The following is a 15,411-nucleotide window of genomic DNA, read 5'->3' as shown; positions in this document are numbered from 1 at the left end:
GTGAAAACTTTGAAACCTAAGAAACAAACAATTGATTTTTTATTGAATTACTCAAAAAGTCTTGAAGTGGTAACAACCAAAAGCAAGAATTTCCCGATTTCCAAAAATTAAAATTATTAATTTTGTGCTGTATGAAAATTCAGCACATTTTTTTTGACCTGGACAATACGCTCTGGGATCACCGTAAGAACGCTTACCTTACCATCAAAGACCTTTTTGAAAAGCAGGAAATCACTTTACACTATAATATCGACTTTGAAGAGTTTCATTCCGTCTATCATGACATCAATGAAAGCCTCTGGGAAAAAATCAGAGACGGTATCATCGGTAAAGAATATCTGAGGAAGCACCGTTTCTATGATAGCTTCAAGCATTTCGGATTGGATGATGAAGTGCTTTCCCAGTATTTTGAAGAACATTTTCTGGATAAGATCCTTAATTACAATGAATTGGTAGAGGGAGCAGAATATATTTTGGAGTATCTTAAATCCAAACACTACACCCTGCACGTTATTTCCAACGGATTTCAGGAAGTGACGGAAAGGAAATGCATCCTGTCCGGAATCGATAAATATTTTAAGACCATTACCAGTGCAGATTCTGTTGGGGTGAGAAAACCCAATCCAAAGATCTTTGACTATTCTTTAGGGCTTGCAGAGGCCAAAAAAGAAGAGAGTATAATGATTGGTGACGACTGGATTGCAGATGTGGTAGGTTCCCAAAAATACGGACTCGATGTGATCTTTTTCGATGTTTATAAAGAAAATAGACAGGAAGAAGGCTTGAAAGCAATAACCCATCTTTTACAGATTAAAAATTATTTATAAAATTTGCGTTTTCAGGAGCAATAAAAAGCTGAAAATTTTTCTTGAACCATTAAGATTATTGAAGAAGTTTAGGATAATTAAGGGGAGATCAAACGTTTTTTTTTAAGTATTAAAGTTTAGAGGAAAACCTTCTTAATACTCTTACAACCTTCAATAATCTTAATGGTTTAAATATTTTTTCACTCTTCACTTTTAATTACTTTATTTTCTCACTCATTCCGCTTTTCCTAATTCTTTCCTAAATTGATTCTGACCTTTGCTTTATAACAATGACAGAAAAATTTAAGAGTATGAAAAATTTTAGAAAAATCACCGGAGCGCTTGTTTTTATTTTCTTATTGGCAGGCGGATTTATTTTTGCACAGGATAAAGCAATCAACGCAAATCAGTTACCAAAAACTGCAAAAAATTTCCTTGCCACCCATTTTAAAGGGATTGCTGTGGGGTCTGCTCTTGAAGACAGAGAGATTTATGGCGTGGACGAATATAAAGTCTATCTGGCTAATGGCGTGAAGGTAGAGTTCGACAGCAGTGGAAACTGGAAAGAAGTGGATGGGAAACACCAGAAGCTGCCTTATGGATTTATTCCCGTATCGATCAGAAATTATGCAGCTAAGAATTTCCCAAATACGTATATCATTAAGATAGAAAAAGAAAGATGGTCTTATAAAGCCGAACTTTCAAACGGACTGGATCTTGAATTTGATAAGAAAGGAAATTTCAAAAGAATTGATGACTAATTCACTTTAAAAGTATACATAAATACCTTAAATCTTAATAGGATGGTTAACTGGAATATCATTACCAGCAGTGAAGGAAGTCACTCCTCCCAAAAGATAAGAAAATGGATGGTTTCTTTTTAACAAGACATTATCCAAGTAGGGTACTTTGAAAACAGAAAAGCAAGGGAAATGAGAGGTTAAGGGCGTCAATCGTCCGGAAATAACTTCTGGTCTCCCAACCTTCCTTCCTAATTTCATATATTTGATAAGCCAATATTGCGGAATGAAGATATTAATTGTAGAAGATGAACCGGAACTGAAAGACACTGTTCAGACTTTTCTGGAAGCAGAGCATTTTATTGTGGAATTTGCCCTTACCTACACAGCCGGGCTGGAAAAAATAATTTCATATGAATACGACTGCATTCTTCTGGATATTATGCTGCCGGACGGAAACGGCATTGATTTACTACGAGAGATCAAGAAAATGCATAAAAAAGATCCTGTGATCATTTTATCGGCTAAAGATTCTGTGGATGATAAAGTGGCCGGATTAGAGATCGGCGCAGATGATTATCTGGCAAAACCATTCCATCTTGCCGAACTGATGGCCAGAATCCGATCGGTCATCAGAAGAAAGAATCAGGATGGCGAAAATACCATTGCCTACAAAAACATCAGTATTGATCCGGAAAACAGGACCGTTAAAGTCGGGAAGGAAGATCTGATCCTTAACCGTAAGGAATATGATCTTTTGTATTATTTTGTGATCCATCCGGAAAAAACATTACAGAAAACTACTTTGGCTGAAGCGATCTGGGGAGACTATATCGATCAGGCAGACAGTCTTGATTTTATTTACTCACAGATTAAGAATCTTCGTAAAAAATTAAAAAGCCTCAATGCAGAAGCCGATTTCCAGGCTGTTTACGGAATAGGTTATAAATTCATCTAATGAAAGTTTCGTTAAAATACTACACCATCAAATACATGATCGTGATCCTGCTGCTCATTATTGCAGTCTGGGCAGCGCTCTTTTACGCCTATATTCTGGACGAAGTATATGACAATGTAGATGACGGGCTGAAAGACAGGAAGATACAGATTATTAAAGCAGTTTACCATGATCCGGAATTATTGAACAGTACAGATTTTGGATTTAATGAATTTAAAATCAAGCCCATTTCAGAATCCGGCTATAAAGAGAAGAACAGACTCTATAATAAGATGTTTTATATGGAGTATGACGATAAAGACCAGCCTTACCGTGTACTTGAAACCGATTTTATAGATCAGTTCGGAAAGAGGCAAAGACTTGAAATACGGACGTCTACCGTAGAACAGGATGAGTTGGTGTACGACCTCACAACGGCTTTAATTGTATTGTATATTTTGCTTGTCATAAGTATTTTGGCCGTGAATGGGTATATGCTGAATAAGGCCATGCATCCTTTTTATACGATCCTGGATAAGCTTAAGAAATACCAGTTCGGAGTTTCTTCTCAGGAAGAACATCAAAGTTATTCGATCAAAGAATTTGAAGAACTGAATGTTGAAATAGTGGAAATGATTGAACGGAATGAGCTTGTTTTTCATCAGCAGAAACAGTTTATTGAAAATGCTTCGCATGAACTTCAAACCCCGCTGGCGATTATGATCAACAAGATCGATCTGGTGATCCAGAATGAAGATCTTGACAAAAAAAATCTGAATTTTATTTCAGAATTAAAAGGAGACCTGAGGAGAATGGCGGGATTGAATAAATCTCTGCTCATGCTTTCAAAAATAGAGAACAGCCAGTTTAATAAAACCTCAAAGGTTGATTTCAATGAAATGATTACGGAGCTGGTCAAAAGCTATGACGATTTTATTGAGTTTAAGAGGATTCATGTTACTATTGCTGAGAAAGGATTCTTTGGGGCAGATTTTAATCCAGATCTCGCGGGTATCCTGCTCTCTAACCTGCTTAAAAATGCAGTGAAATACAATAATCAGGAGGGAAATGTTGACATTATTATAGAAGACAATAGATTAATCTTCAAGAATAGTGGAAGTGGTATTCCTCTTGACAAAGCACAGATTTTCAACCGTTTTTACAAACAGGGAGCAGATCACAGCTCTACCGGTCTCGGACTTTCTATCATCAGGACGATCATAAAACAGTATCCGGGATGGGATATTGTGTATGAGTTCGAAGAGGGGATGCATTGCTTTATTCTTTCAAAATAAAAAAAGCCTTTCAAACTGAAAGACTTTCATATGGTTGGAAAGGAAAAATTAAATTCCCAGGCTTGCTCTTACTTTTTTGATGGTTTCGGTAGCAACCACTCTTGTTTTTGCTGCACCTTCCTGAAGTTTAGCCTCCAGTTCGTCCAGATTGTTCATATAATACGCGAACATTTCTCTTTCTTTTGCAAAACGCGTCAAGATCAGATTTAACAGCTCTAATTTGGCATGTCCGTAACCGAAGTTTCCGGCCAGATATTTCGCTCTTAATTCCTCCGTCTGCTCAGGAGTGGCGATCAGTTCGTAAATGGCAAAAACCTTATCTGTTTCAGGATCTTTTGGCTCTTCCAGACCCTTAGAGTCGGTTTCTATACTCATCACCTGTTTCTTCAGCTCCTTTTCAGGAAGGAAAATGTTGATGATATTTCCCATGGATTTAGACATTTTACGGCCATCTGTTCCTGGAACATATTTCGTGTCTTCCTGAAGTTCAGACTGAGGAAGTACGAAAACTTCTCCCATCTGATTGTTGAATCTTGAGGCTACATCACGGGCGATTTCCAGATGCTGAAGCTGATCTTTTCCTACAGGAACGATTTCTGCATTATACAGTAAAATATCAGCCGCCATCAGAATAGGGTAGGTAAACAGACCTGCATTCACGTCCTGAAGCCGGTCTGCCTTATCTTTAAATGAGTGGGCAAGTGTTAGTCTCTGATAAGGAAAAAAACATGATAAATGCCAAGAAAGTTCACAGGTCTCAGGGATATCACTCTGTCTGTAAAAATATGTTTTTTCTGTATCCAGCCCACAAGCAAGCCAAGCCGCAGCGATCTCGTAGGTATTTTGTTTTAAAACCTGCGCATCTTTAATCTGGGTAAGAGAATGAAGATTCGCGATGAATAAAAATGATTCATTTCCTTCCTGCTTGGAAAGTTCAATAGCAGGAATGATCGCCCCAAGGAGATTTCCAAGATGGGGTGTTCCGGTGGCTTGAATGCCGGTAAGAATTCTTGACATTTGTTTAAATTATTTATAAAAATTAATGAATTGCAAATTTAATTAATTCTCCCGCAGAATACACAGATGTTTGCTTAAAATTAAAATCCGGAAAAGTTTTCGTAAAAAAAAGACTGGGAAATCTTTTTGAATAATCATCTTACATCTGCTTTATCGGCAAGAAAAAAATTAAGGGATCAAAATCTTTTCTCCTCCAAACTTCGGTTGTACTCCGAAAAGTAAGTCCCAGTAGACTTTAGTCTTGGCCAGATATTCTCTCAGATTTGTTTTTAATCCGGCGTATTTATTCACATCATTGGCATTGTACCCGAAAGCTTCTATTGCATTCTTTCTCGCCAGAAAAACAGCTCTTTCATTGTGGAATTTTTGTGAAATAATCACCAGCTTAGTCTGTCCGAAGATATCCTTAGCCCTGACTACAGAATCCAGGGTTCGGAATCCGGCATGATCCATCACGATTCTTTCTTTCGGAATACCGTATTTCATTAAAGTCAGCTGCATGTCTTCAGGTTCATTATAGTCTTTGCTGCTGTTGTCTCCGCTTACAAGGATGTACTTTATTTTTCCGCTTTTGTAAAGATCTATAGCGGCCTGTATTCTGTTGTAGAAATAAGCGTTGGGCATTCCGTTGCTTAATGTTTTTCCCGTTCCAAGCAGCAAAGCCACCTTGGTTTCCGGTACATCAGCAATCCTGTAAGAAACAAAATCACGGCTTTCTTTTCTGATGCTGTAATTGGCCCAGGCTATAAAAATAATTCCCACCGCAAGAAGCAGCAGGAAAAATTTAAAAATATTTTTGATTACTTTTTTCATCCGGAATACTGTTTCTAAAACTCAAGTCCGTTCGGAAAAGCTTTTTTTCTGAATATTAATAGAAATGCAGCGCCTACGGTAATCGCAGAATCAGCCACATTGAAAATATACTTAAAGAATTCTAGGTGTTTACCACCGATTAAAGGGATGTTTTCAGGAACATACCAGTCTACAATAGGAAAGTGAAGCATATCTACGACACAACCTTTCATAAAGGAAGAGTAGCCCTGTCCTACAGGAACAAACTTTGATATTCCGCCATATCCGATCCATCGGTCGATACTTTGGTCATACACCGTTCCGCTGTCGAAGATCAGCCCATAAAACATACCGTCAATAATATTTCCGATCGCACCGGCAAAAATAATAGCCATGGGAATCAAAAGGTAATTGGAAGCTCCTTGCTGTAGCCATTTCCTGAACATATAAACCATTCCTCCAATCAGGAAAAGTCTCAGGATTACCAGAAAATATTTCCCGATGATTCCTCCGAAATGAAGCCCGTAAGCCATTCCCGGATTTTCTACGAAAGTCAGTTTAAAACCTGGAAGAACAGTCACACTGTCATCCAGATTGAAATGGGTTTTGATATAAATTTTCGAAGCCTGATCAATTAACAATACTAAAAATGTTATAGCTAAGATCTTTTTCATTACAATCCTTTTGGTTTAGAAGGTTTCTCAGGATTTTTCTTGTCGAAAATTTTCTTGGTCACTTTTTCTGTATGGAAAGTATTTTTGGTGTGAGCTCTCTCGTATTTGATGTTCATATCTTTCAAAACACTTTTCAGTGCACTCAGTTCCATAGGGTTTTTAGGATGTACTATGATCGATTCCATTTTCTTATCTATTTAAAATTTTACATTTTGGACAGTTCATCGAGTCTTTTCCTGTCTTTTGGAGACAAGTCGCTGATCCCGTTTTTGCCCATCTTACTCAGAAGTCTGTCGATTTCTTTTTCTCTCTCGCGTTTATCAGAATTAAACTGATCATCGATGGTGTAGTTTCTGCGTTCATCAGGAAAGAATCTGTTTTTGATCCATGCTCTGTTGAAAAACAGCAAAACTGCGGCCACGATGATGCCTAAAATTAATACTCCGCTCATGGGTATACATTAAAAATTAGGTTTATAAAGTATTCATGAATACCATATAAACCCAATATTATTTTTACAAACCTTTAATGGTTTATTTTTGCATGTTTTTCGCTTCAATGCTTAACGTAGCATGAGGAACAGCCAATAATCTTTCTTTAGGAATCAGCTTTCCTGTTACTCTGCAAACACCGTAGGTTTTATTCTCAATTCTGATCAAAGCATTTTTAAGATCACGAACGAATTTTTCCTGACGTCCTGCCAGAATAGAGTTCTGTTCCTTACTTAAAGTTTCAGCTCCTTCCTCGAATGCTTTGAATGTTGGAGAAGTATCGTCTGTTCCGTTATTCTGGTCGTTGATGAAACTTTCTCTGATCAGTTGCAAATCCTTTTCAGCCTTCTCTATTTTTTCTTTAATGATCGCTTTAAACTCTTGTAAATCAGAATCATTATATCTTACTCTTTCGTCTGACATGTTCTTTTCTCTTTTTTAATAAAATTATGAAATGGAATTTAAAAAACAATAACTATATGTTAATTTTTTTCAATATTTATCTTAAAATTAACCTCATCTATTTCGATTTCGTTAAAATTTGAAAGTGAAGATACAATTTCTATTTTATTTGACAAGACCTCAGAAGAAATATATTCTTCATTTTTCCTAACATCTTCAATGAAAGGTGAATTTTCTTCAATGGAGATTTTTATTCTGTCCGTCAGTTCAAAGTCCTTCTCTTTTCGCAGGTTCTGAATTCTGTTGATAAACTCTCTTGCGATCCCTTCAGATTTTAACTCATCTGTTAGCGTCAAATCTAATGCCACAGTTGTTTTTCCGTCAGAAGTTACGGTCCATCCCGGGATATCTTTTGTAGAAATTTCTACATCAGCAAGGGTGATTTCGTAACCTTGAACGTCTATTTTTCCTTCTTTTTCAAGACTGGCGATCTGTTCTGTGTTCAGATTGGCGATTTCTCCGCCCACCGTTTTCATGTCTTTTCCTAATTTAGGACCCAGCGCTTTGAAATTCGGTTTGATCTGTTTTATAATTAAATGAGAAGCTTCTTCTGAATTAATCAGCTGAAGTTCTTTAACATTTACTTCCTGCTTGATCAGATCTGCAACAGCTAAAATCTGTTGTTCCGTTTTAGCATCCAGAACCGGAACCAATACTTTTTGTAACGGCTGGCGAACTTTTACATTTTCTTTCTTTCTTAACGAGAAAACCATACTGGTGATGTTCTGCGCCAAATGTGTTTTTTCCACAAGATCCTGATCAATCAGACTTTCATCTGCTACAGGAAAATCTGTTAAATGCACAGATTCACAGTTTTCTTTTCCGGTTACCTTATTCAGATCCTGATACAATTGATCCATAAAGAACGGAGCAATAGGTGCTGATAATTTTGCCACGGTCTCAAGACACGTATACAACGTCTGGTAAGCAGAGATCTTATCATCAGAATAATCTCCTTTCCAGAAACGTCTTCTGCATAATCTTACGTACCAGTTGCTCAGGTTATCATTCACAAATGTGCTGATTGATCTGGCTACTCTTGTCGGTTCGTAATCTTCGTAGAATGCTTTTACTTCTTTAATTAATAAATTTAATTCAGAAAGAATCCATCGGTCGATTTCAGGTCTGTTTTCAACCTCTTTTTCAGAATAATTGAATCCATCCACATTAGCGTATAAAGCAAAGAATGAATACGTATTATAAAGGGTTCCGAAGAACTTTCTTCTGACTTCGTCGATTCCTTCGATGTCAAACTTCAGGTTTTCCCAAGGATTCGCATTTGAGATCATATACCATCTCGTAGCATCTGGTCCATAAACGGCTAACGTTTCAAACGGATCAACTCCATTTCCTTTGGATTTTGACATTTTCAGTCCGTTTTTATCCAGAACAAGCCCGTTACTCATTACATTTTTATAGGCAACTGAATCAAAAACTGCGGTTCCGATCGCGTGAAGGGTATAGAACCATCCACGGGTCTGGTCAACGCCTTCCGCGATAAAATCTGCCGGGAATGCTTTATGATTGTCAATTAATTCTTTATTCTCAAAAGGATAATGCAACTGAGCATAAGGCATCGAACCTGAATCGAACCAAACGTCGATCAAGTCGCTTTCACGCTTCATGGCTGCTCCTGAATCTGAAACAAGAATTACTTTGTCTACTACATTCTTGTGAAGATCCACCAGTTCATAATTCTGCTCAGACATATTTCCTATAATAAAGCCCTGGAAAGGATTTTCTTTCATCAATCCTGCAGCAACAGACTTTTCGATCTCATTATATAACTCCTCTACAGATCCGATGATCTTTTCTTCTTTCAGATCTTCCGTTCTCCAGATCGGTAAAGGAATTCCCCAATATCTTGAACGCGAAAGGTTCCAGTCGTTTACATTTTCAATCCAGTTCGCAAAACGTCCTTCTCCTGTTGACTTAGGCTTCCAGTTGATTTCTTTGTTTAAGTCTACCAGTCTGTCTTTCACAGCAGTCATTTTCACAAACCAGGAATCCAGCGGATAGTACAATACAGGCTTGTCAGTTCTCCAGCAGTGCGGATAACTGTGAACATATTTCTCTACTTTGAAGGCTTTATTTTCTGTTTTTAATAAAATGGCCAGTTCTACATCCCATGATTTTTCAGGCGCAGTACCCTCATCGTAATATTCGTTCTTGATGTATTTTCCTGAGAATAATTCAGGAACATTTTCTCCCTTGATAAATCTTCCCTGTAAATCTACCAGGGGAACCAGATTGTCATTTTCGTCTTTTATCAACATAGGAGGAATGCCGGCTTCTTTGGCCACTCTTGCATCATCTGCACCAAAAGTAGGAGCGATGTGAACGATACCTGTTCCGTCCTCAGTCGTTACAAAATCTCCTAAAATTACTCTGAAAGCTTTTTCAGGAGCGTCGTTTGGAGTAAACCAGGGAACTAATTGCTCGTATTGAGTTCCGGTTAATTTTACTCCTGTAAATTCTTTTAAAATTTGATAAGGAATCGTTTTACTTTCTGACGTATAATTCGCGAGATCTTCATGAGTTCCTTCCACATATTTTTTACCAAAGTTCTTTTCTAAAAGGACTCTCGCTAAAACAACCGTGATCGGTTCAAAAGTATATTGATTAAAGGTTTTAACTAAAACATATTCAATGTCTCTTCCTACAGCCAATGCGGTGTTGGATGGCAAGGTCCATGGAGTCGTCGTCCATGCAAGAATGCTTACGTCTCCTTCCACATCACTAAATAAGTCAGAAGATTCTTTCTTTACTTTAAACTGTGCTACTACTGTAGTGTCAGAAACATCGTGATACGTTCCAGGCATATTTAATTCCGCAGAAGAAAGTCCTGTTCCTGCTTTTGGAGAATAAGGCTGGATCGTGTAGCCTTTGTACAATAATTCTTTATTATACAACTGCTTCAGCAACCACCAAACGGTCTCCATATATTTTGACTTGTAGGTGATATACGGATCTTCAAGATCTACCCAGTATCCGATTTTTTCCGTAAGGTCATTCCAAACGTCTGTATATCGCATGACTGCTTCACGGCAGGCTTTGTTGTAGTCTTCAATAGAGATTTTTTTGCCAATATCCTCTTTAGTAATTCCTAATTCCTTTTCTACGCCCAGTTCTACAGGAAGTCCATGTGTATCCCAGCCTGCTTTACGGAAAACCTGTTTTCCGTTCTGAGTCTGGTAACGACAAAAAATATCCTTTAATGCTCTGGCCATAACGTGGTGAATTCCGGGCATACCGTTTGCTGAAGGAGGTCCTTCATAAAAAACAAACTCGGCATTACCCTCGCGAATCTCAACACTTTTACTGAACGTTTTATTCTGTTTCCAAAACTCCGATACATTCTCGGCTATGTCAATAAGGTTGAGGTTTTTGTATTCTTTAAATTGGCTCATTGTAAATATCTCAATATCGTTGATTAATTAAGTCTGCAAATTTACTAAATTTTGTCGGTTTATAATATATGTTTTATTTAGCTTATATCTATTAAAAAGTTCAATTTCAGAAATATAAATTGGGAAAGGAGACATAAGTGAATTGTGAATGATGAATGTGTCAATTTTTTTTCACTGTTTTTATCAAATTTTTACAACCATTTTGTTCAATGGGAGTGGGTTTTAACCCGTTTTAAAAAGGCAGGCTTCATCCTCTGGCTTTGGCCAATATCTAAATAATAAACAATTCTGTCATATCATTATTTAAAATGTTGTAAATTGAAGTGAATCCCCAAACGAAACAATGCATGAAGATTTTCCACAAACTTCTATTCATTCTTTTTTTCATTAACGCCATTACAGCACAGGCTCAGAATACCTATCTGCAAAATTATTTCCGGAACCCTTTAAATATTCCCATGCAGCTGGCCGCCAACTTTGGGGCAGTCCGTACCAATCATTTTCACATGGGCCTTGATCTGCGCACGAACAGCCAGGAAAATTTAACGGTTGTGGCTGCAGCAGACGGTTATGTAAGCAGGATAAAAGTGGAGCGATATGGTTTTGGAAATGCAGTTTATATTACCCATCCGAATGGATATACCACTTTATATGCTCATCTCAATAAATACTATGACCAACTGGATGAATATGTTAAAGAAAGACAGTATAAAGATGAAAAGTGGGAGCAGGATATCACTTTCTCTCCCGGACAGTTTCCGGTAACCAAAGGGCAGCTCATTGCTTTAAGCGGAAATACGGGAGGTTCAGCCGGCCCGCATTTACATTTCGAGATAAGAGATACAAAAACTGAAGAATGTATCAATCCGTTGCTTTTTGGGTTTAATATTCCGGACAGCATTGCGCCTGTTATCAGCGGGCTTTACTGGTATGACCGCCGATTCAGTACTTATGAGCCAGGAGCCAACGGAATTGCTGTTAAAAAGATGGGGAATATGTATACCACAGATGTAATTCAGGTCAGTTCACCAACGATTAGTTTGGCAATTAAAGCATTTGATAAAGCCAACCAGGGATTTAATCTTGGAATTTATCATGCAGAATTACTGATGGATGATGAGGTGATGTACAGCTTTTCTATTGATAAAGTGAGTTATGATGACACCCGCTATATCAATGGATGTATAGACTATCCTAAGTTGATACAAGATAAAATGAGCATTCAGCACTTATCTTCTTTGCCGAGTATGAAACTGAAAAATTACAGCCCGTCGGATTTAAACGGAATCATTAATCTTAAGGACGAAAATGTACACTCTGTCGAAATTATATTAAAAGATGTCAATGGAAATACCAGCAGGCTAAAAACAAAAGTTAAACTCAGTAAAACTTCAGATCAGATCTCTTCTACCAATACAACGGTAAAAGTTAATGAACGTAAAACAATCACGACTGAAAATGCAGAAATCAATCTTAGCAAAAATGCAGTTTATGATGCCGTGAATTTTCAAATGTCTGAAAAATCAAGCACTAACAGAGATGCCGTTTCCAATACCATCGTTTTACATTCACCATATATTCCCGTTCATGATAATTATACTTTAAAAATAAAACCCAACAGGAAATTAACCAATGAAGAAAAAGGAAAAGTGGTCGTTCTGCTAGACTACGGAAGCGATACAAATGTTGGCAAAGGAAAGTGGAACGGAGACAGGGTGGAATCAGAATTTAACCGGTTGGGAACGGCAACACTTCTGCTGGACCAGAGTATGCCATCTGTTTCTCCGGGATGGAAAGAGGGAGCACTGATCACTGGCAGTACTCTGCGATTGAAAGGAGCCGCTACAATCGGCGATATTGTTGCATTTCGTGCAGAACTTGACGGAAAATGGCTGCGTTTCGCCCGTATGAAAGATGATTTTGTTTATATTTTTGATGAAAAATGTCCCAGAGCATCAGGTTCACATACTTTAAAAGTAACTACAGTGAATGCAGCAGGAAATAAGAATACACAGACTTTTACCTTTCAGAGATAAGATTATTCCGGTTGCCAATTTTTTAATCTTTTAATCATTCAATCTTTTAATTTTAATTAAATAAATTTGTTCCTTAAAATTAAATCATTGGAATTCTATCCGGACATCGAAAGATCAGACCTTCAGGACATCAAAAAGTTTCAGGAGCAAAAGCTTCAGGAACTTCTGGTTTATCTTGAAAACAATTCACCTTTTTATCAAAAGCTGTTTAAACAGAACAGTATCAGTATATCGGATATTCAGACGCTGGACGACCTGCGGAAAATTCCCACCACCACAAAAGATGATCTGCAGCAGTATAACGACGATTTTTTCTGTATTTCACATGATAAAATCGTCGACTACAGCACCACTTCGGGAACTTTAGGTGATCCGGTTACTTTCGGATTGTCTGACGGTGATCTTGAAAGGCTGGCTTATAATGAAGCGATTTCTTTTGTCTGTGCAGGAATCCGGAAAGGAGATGTGGTTCAGATGGTCACCACCATTGATAAAAGATTTATGGCTGGTCTGGCTTATTTTCTGGGATTAAGAAAAATGGGAGCCAGTGTGGTAAGAATGGGGCCTGGTGTTCCGGAGCTTCAATGGGATTCTATATTCAGATATAAACCTAAATACCTGATCACTGTTCCGTCTTTCCTCTTAAAAATGATCGACTATGCTGAAAAAAACGGAGTGGATTATAAAAATTCCAGTGTTTATGGTGCAGTATGTATCGGGGAAAGCATCAAAAACCAGGATTTCACAGACAATATTCTTTCACAGAAGATCAAAGAGAAATGGGATATTAAGTTATTCTCAACCTATGCCTCTACAGAAATGAGTACAGCTTTCACGGAATGCGAATTTCAGATCGGAGGGCACCATCATCCGGAATTGATTATCACAGAAATTCTTGATGATGACGAAAATCCTGTCGGGGAAGGAGAAAATGGTGAGCTTACCATTACTACTTTAGGCGTAGAAGCGATTCCCTTACTTCGGTTCAGGACGGGGGATCTTGTGAAAGCTCATGATGAACCGTGTGGATGTGGGAGAAACACCATGAGACTTGGCCCTGTTGTCGGGAGAAAGCAGCAGATGATCAAATATAAAGGAACCACACTCTATCCTCCTGCAATGAATGATATTTTAAATGATTTCAATACGATTTTGTGCTATCAGATCGTTATTCAGTCTGATGAAATCGGATTGGACGAAATTATCATCAAATTAAGTACAGAGCAAGATCATGAGACCTTTGTGAATGAAGTCCGTGATCATTTCCGGGCAAAACTCAGGGTAAGTCCTAAAATTGAAATCATTGATTTTGATATTTTGTCGAAAACTGTTTTTAACCCGAATAGCAGAAAACCTATCACTTTTATAGATTTGAGATAATTTCTCATTTAAAATAAAACAAAAACGGTCTGAATGTTCAGACCGTTTTTTTATGATTGTTCCTGTTGCTGTTTTTCAAGCTTAATAAGATTTGCAAGGTTTTTAATAACCGTATCATGTTTCTTTACAAAAGGATTATCTTTATTCCAGACATATCCTGCGAGTACGGCACATATTTTTCTTTTTACATCTTCGTTTTCAGGCCTGTGGAAGAAAAGTTCCTGAAGATTGCCGGTGTACCACTCCTTTACATAGGTGGTAAAAACATCGACACCATAAAGGATGTAGTCCGTATAATCTTTCTGCCAGTCGATCTTTTCACCGTTAAGCTGTCTCAAAGCAAGTTTAGCAGCAAGCATTCCCGATTCCGTGGCAAAGGCCATTCCCGATGAGAACACAGGATCAAGGAATTCAGAAGCATTTCCTGTCAGGGCATATCCGTCTCCGAATAATTGCTTTACCGAACATGAATAATCTTTCAGATGTCTTGGCTCAAAAAGGAAATCTACATCTCCGAAACGTTTTACATAATATTCTGAAAGAGAAATTGCTTTTCTTAACGCTTCTGCGGGATCGCCATTTTCAGAAAGCTGATCTATATATTCTGTAGGACCAACAATTCCAACGCTTGTATTTCCGTTCGAGAAAGGAATGACCCAAAGCCATACCTCCGTTTCAATAATATCAAAGGATATAAGTGTTCCTTCTTCACCTTCCCCCCTGTTCGTATCTTCTACATGAGAGAAAATAGCGGAATGGGGAGCTAGTTTTGAGGGTTTTTCAAGATCAAGAAGTCTTGGGAGTACTCTACCGTACCCACTTGAATCGATGACAAATTTGGAGTGAATTTCTTTAGTGTCACCATCCTTGGTTCTTACAGTCGTTATAGAATCTGTACCGTTAAATTGAATATCAATTACCTCAGTTTCAAATTCCAGATCGATGCCTTTATTGATCACTTCCTGGGCCAGGGTATTATCAAAATCAGCTCTTGGAACCTGCCAGGTCCAGTCCCAGCCTTCTCCGAATTTATCACTAAAATCAAAAATGCAAACCTCGTCGCCTCTTAAAAAACGGGCTCCCAGTTTTTTTTCAAAGCCCATTTTATCCAAAGCAGGGAAAAGTCCAGCCTCGTCAAAATGATCCATTACTCTGGGAATTAAGCTTTCACCCACTACCAGTCTTGGAAATTTTGTCTTTTCAACAACTTTTACGTTGATATTGTTCTTCTTTAAATAGGAAGAAGATACGCATCCGGAAGGCCCAGCCCCGATTACGAGAACATCAACAAATTCTTTGCTCATCTTGATTTTTTATTTTAATAATAACTTCTATCTTTGCCGCAAAATTAGTGACAATTAATTAATATTT

General features: G+C 37.7%; 14 protein-coding genes. 6 read left to right on the top strand and 8 right to left on the bottom strand.

What is annotated here, in order from left to right; genetic code table 11:
* Window positions 1–131: 131 nt before the first annotated feature.
* From BUC06_RS19875 to BUC06_RS19860, 4 genes are all read left to right on the top strand, one after another.
* Entirely contained in the window at window positions 132–827 is a 696-nt protein-coding gene (locus BUC06_RS19875) for a YjjG family noncanonical pyrimidine nucleotidase (RefSeq protein ID WP_073335779.1), read from the top strand.
* A gap of 290 nt (window positions 828–1,117) precedes the next feature.
* On the top strand, window positions 1,118–1,567 hold the full coding sequence (locus BUC06_RS19870; RefSeq protein WP_073335832.1) for a PepSY-like domain-containing protein: 450 nt from the start codon (window positions 1,118–1,120) through the stop codon (window positions 1,565–1,567).
* Window positions 1,568–1,832: 265 nt separating this feature from the next.
* Window positions 1,833–2,504, top strand: a complete 672-nt coding sequence (locus BUC06_RS19865) for a response regulator transcription factor (protein WP_073335777.1) — start codon at window positions 1,833–1,835, stop codon at window positions 2,502–2,504.
* The gene (locus BUC06_RS19860; protein WP_073335775.1) at window positions 2,504–3,778 is read left to right on the top strand and encodes a sensor histidine kinase; all 1,275 of its coding nucleotides are present in this window, start codon (window positions 2,504–2,506) and stop codon (window positions 3,776–3,778) included. The genes BUC06_RS19865 and BUC06_RS19860 overlap by 1 nt, the downstream gene beginning before the upstream one ends.
* Window positions 3,779–3,826: 48 nt before the next feature.
* Here the strand turns inward: BUC06_RS19860 and trpS are convergent, their stop codons facing one another.
* The 7 genes from trpS to ileS form a co-directional block, all read right to left on the bottom strand.
* Window positions 3,827–4,795, bottom strand: a complete 969-nt coding sequence (gene trpS, locus BUC06_RS19855; protein ID WP_073335773.1) for a tryptophan--tRNA ligase — start codon at window positions 4,793–4,795, stop codon at window positions 3,827–3,829.
* A gap of 168 nt (window positions 4,796–4,963) precedes the next feature.
* Window positions 4,964–5,608: a SanA/YdcF family protein gene (locus tag BUC06_RS19850; RefSeq protein ID WP_073335771.1), complete on the bottom strand. Its 645-nt coding sequence runs from the start codon at window positions 5,606–5,608 to the stop codon at window positions 4,964–4,966.
* 14 nt (window positions 5,609–5,622) lie between these two features.
* Entirely contained in the window at window positions 5,623–6,261 is a 639-nt protein-coding gene (locus BUC06_RS19845) for a lipoprotein signal peptidase (protein WP_073335769.1), read from the bottom strand.
* A complete protein-coding gene (locus BUC06_RS19840; protein WP_073335767.1) occupies window positions 6,261–6,446 on the bottom strand; it encodes a DUF2683 family protein in 186 nt (61 codons plus the stop codon). The genes BUC06_RS19845 and BUC06_RS19840 overlap by 1 nt, the downstream gene beginning before the upstream one ends.
* A 20-nt stretch (window positions 6,447–6,466) precedes the next feature.
* A complete protein-coding gene (locus tag BUC06_RS19835) occupies window positions 6,467–6,712 on the bottom strand; it encodes a DUF6576 domain-containing protein (RefSeq protein ID WP_073335765.1) in 246 nt (81 codons plus the stop codon).
* Between the two features lie 82 nt (window positions 6,713–6,794).
* Window positions 6,795–7,175, bottom strand: coding sequence for a TraR/DksA family transcriptional regulator (locus BUC06_RS19830; protein ID WP_034740299.1), 381 nt, complete (start codon window positions 7,173–7,175; stop codon window positions 6,795–6,797).
* 59 nt (window positions 7,176–7,234) lie between these two features.
* Window positions 7,235–10,624: an isoleucine--tRNA ligase gene (gene ileS, locus BUC06_RS19825; protein WP_073335763.1), complete on the bottom strand. Its 3,390-nt coding sequence runs from the start codon at window positions 10,622–10,624 to the stop codon at window positions 7,235–7,237.
* Between the two features lie 347 nt (window positions 10,625–10,971).
* Between ileS and BUC06_RS19820 the strand changes: the two genes are divergently transcribed.
* A complete protein-coding gene (locus BUC06_RS19820; RefSeq protein WP_073335761.1) occupies window positions 10,972–12,660 on the top strand; it encodes a M23 family metallopeptidase in 1,689 nt (562 codons plus the stop codon).
* Window positions 12,661–12,747: 87 nt separating this feature from the next.
* Window positions 12,748–14,040: a flexirubin biosynthesis putative acyl-CoA ligase FlxY gene (locus tag BUC06_RS19815; protein ID WP_073335759.1), complete on the top strand. Its 1,293-nt coding sequence runs from the start codon at window positions 12,748–12,750 to the stop codon at window positions 14,038–14,040.
* Window positions 14,041–14,090: 50 nt separating this feature from the next.
* Here BUC06_RS19815 and BUC06_RS19810 read toward each other — a convergent pair whose 3' ends face one another.
* The gene (locus BUC06_RS19810) at window positions 14,091–15,344 is read right to left on the bottom strand and encodes an NAD(P)/FAD-dependent oxidoreductase (protein WP_073335757.1); all 1,254 of its coding nucleotides are present in this window, start codon (window positions 15,342–15,344) and stop codon (window positions 14,091–14,093) included.
* Window positions 15,345–15,411 lie beyond the last annotated feature (67 nt).

Origin of the sequence: Chryseobacterium carnipullorum, from assembly GCF_900142785.1 — a bacterium.
In the GTDB taxonomy this organism is placed as follows: domain Bacteria; phylum Bacteroidota; class Bacteroidia; order Flavobacteriales; family Weeksellaceae; genus Chryseobacterium; species Chryseobacterium carnipullorum.
The sequence above is the reverse complement of the archived record's forward strand: the minus strand, read 5'-3'. Positions and strand labels throughout refer to the sequence as shown.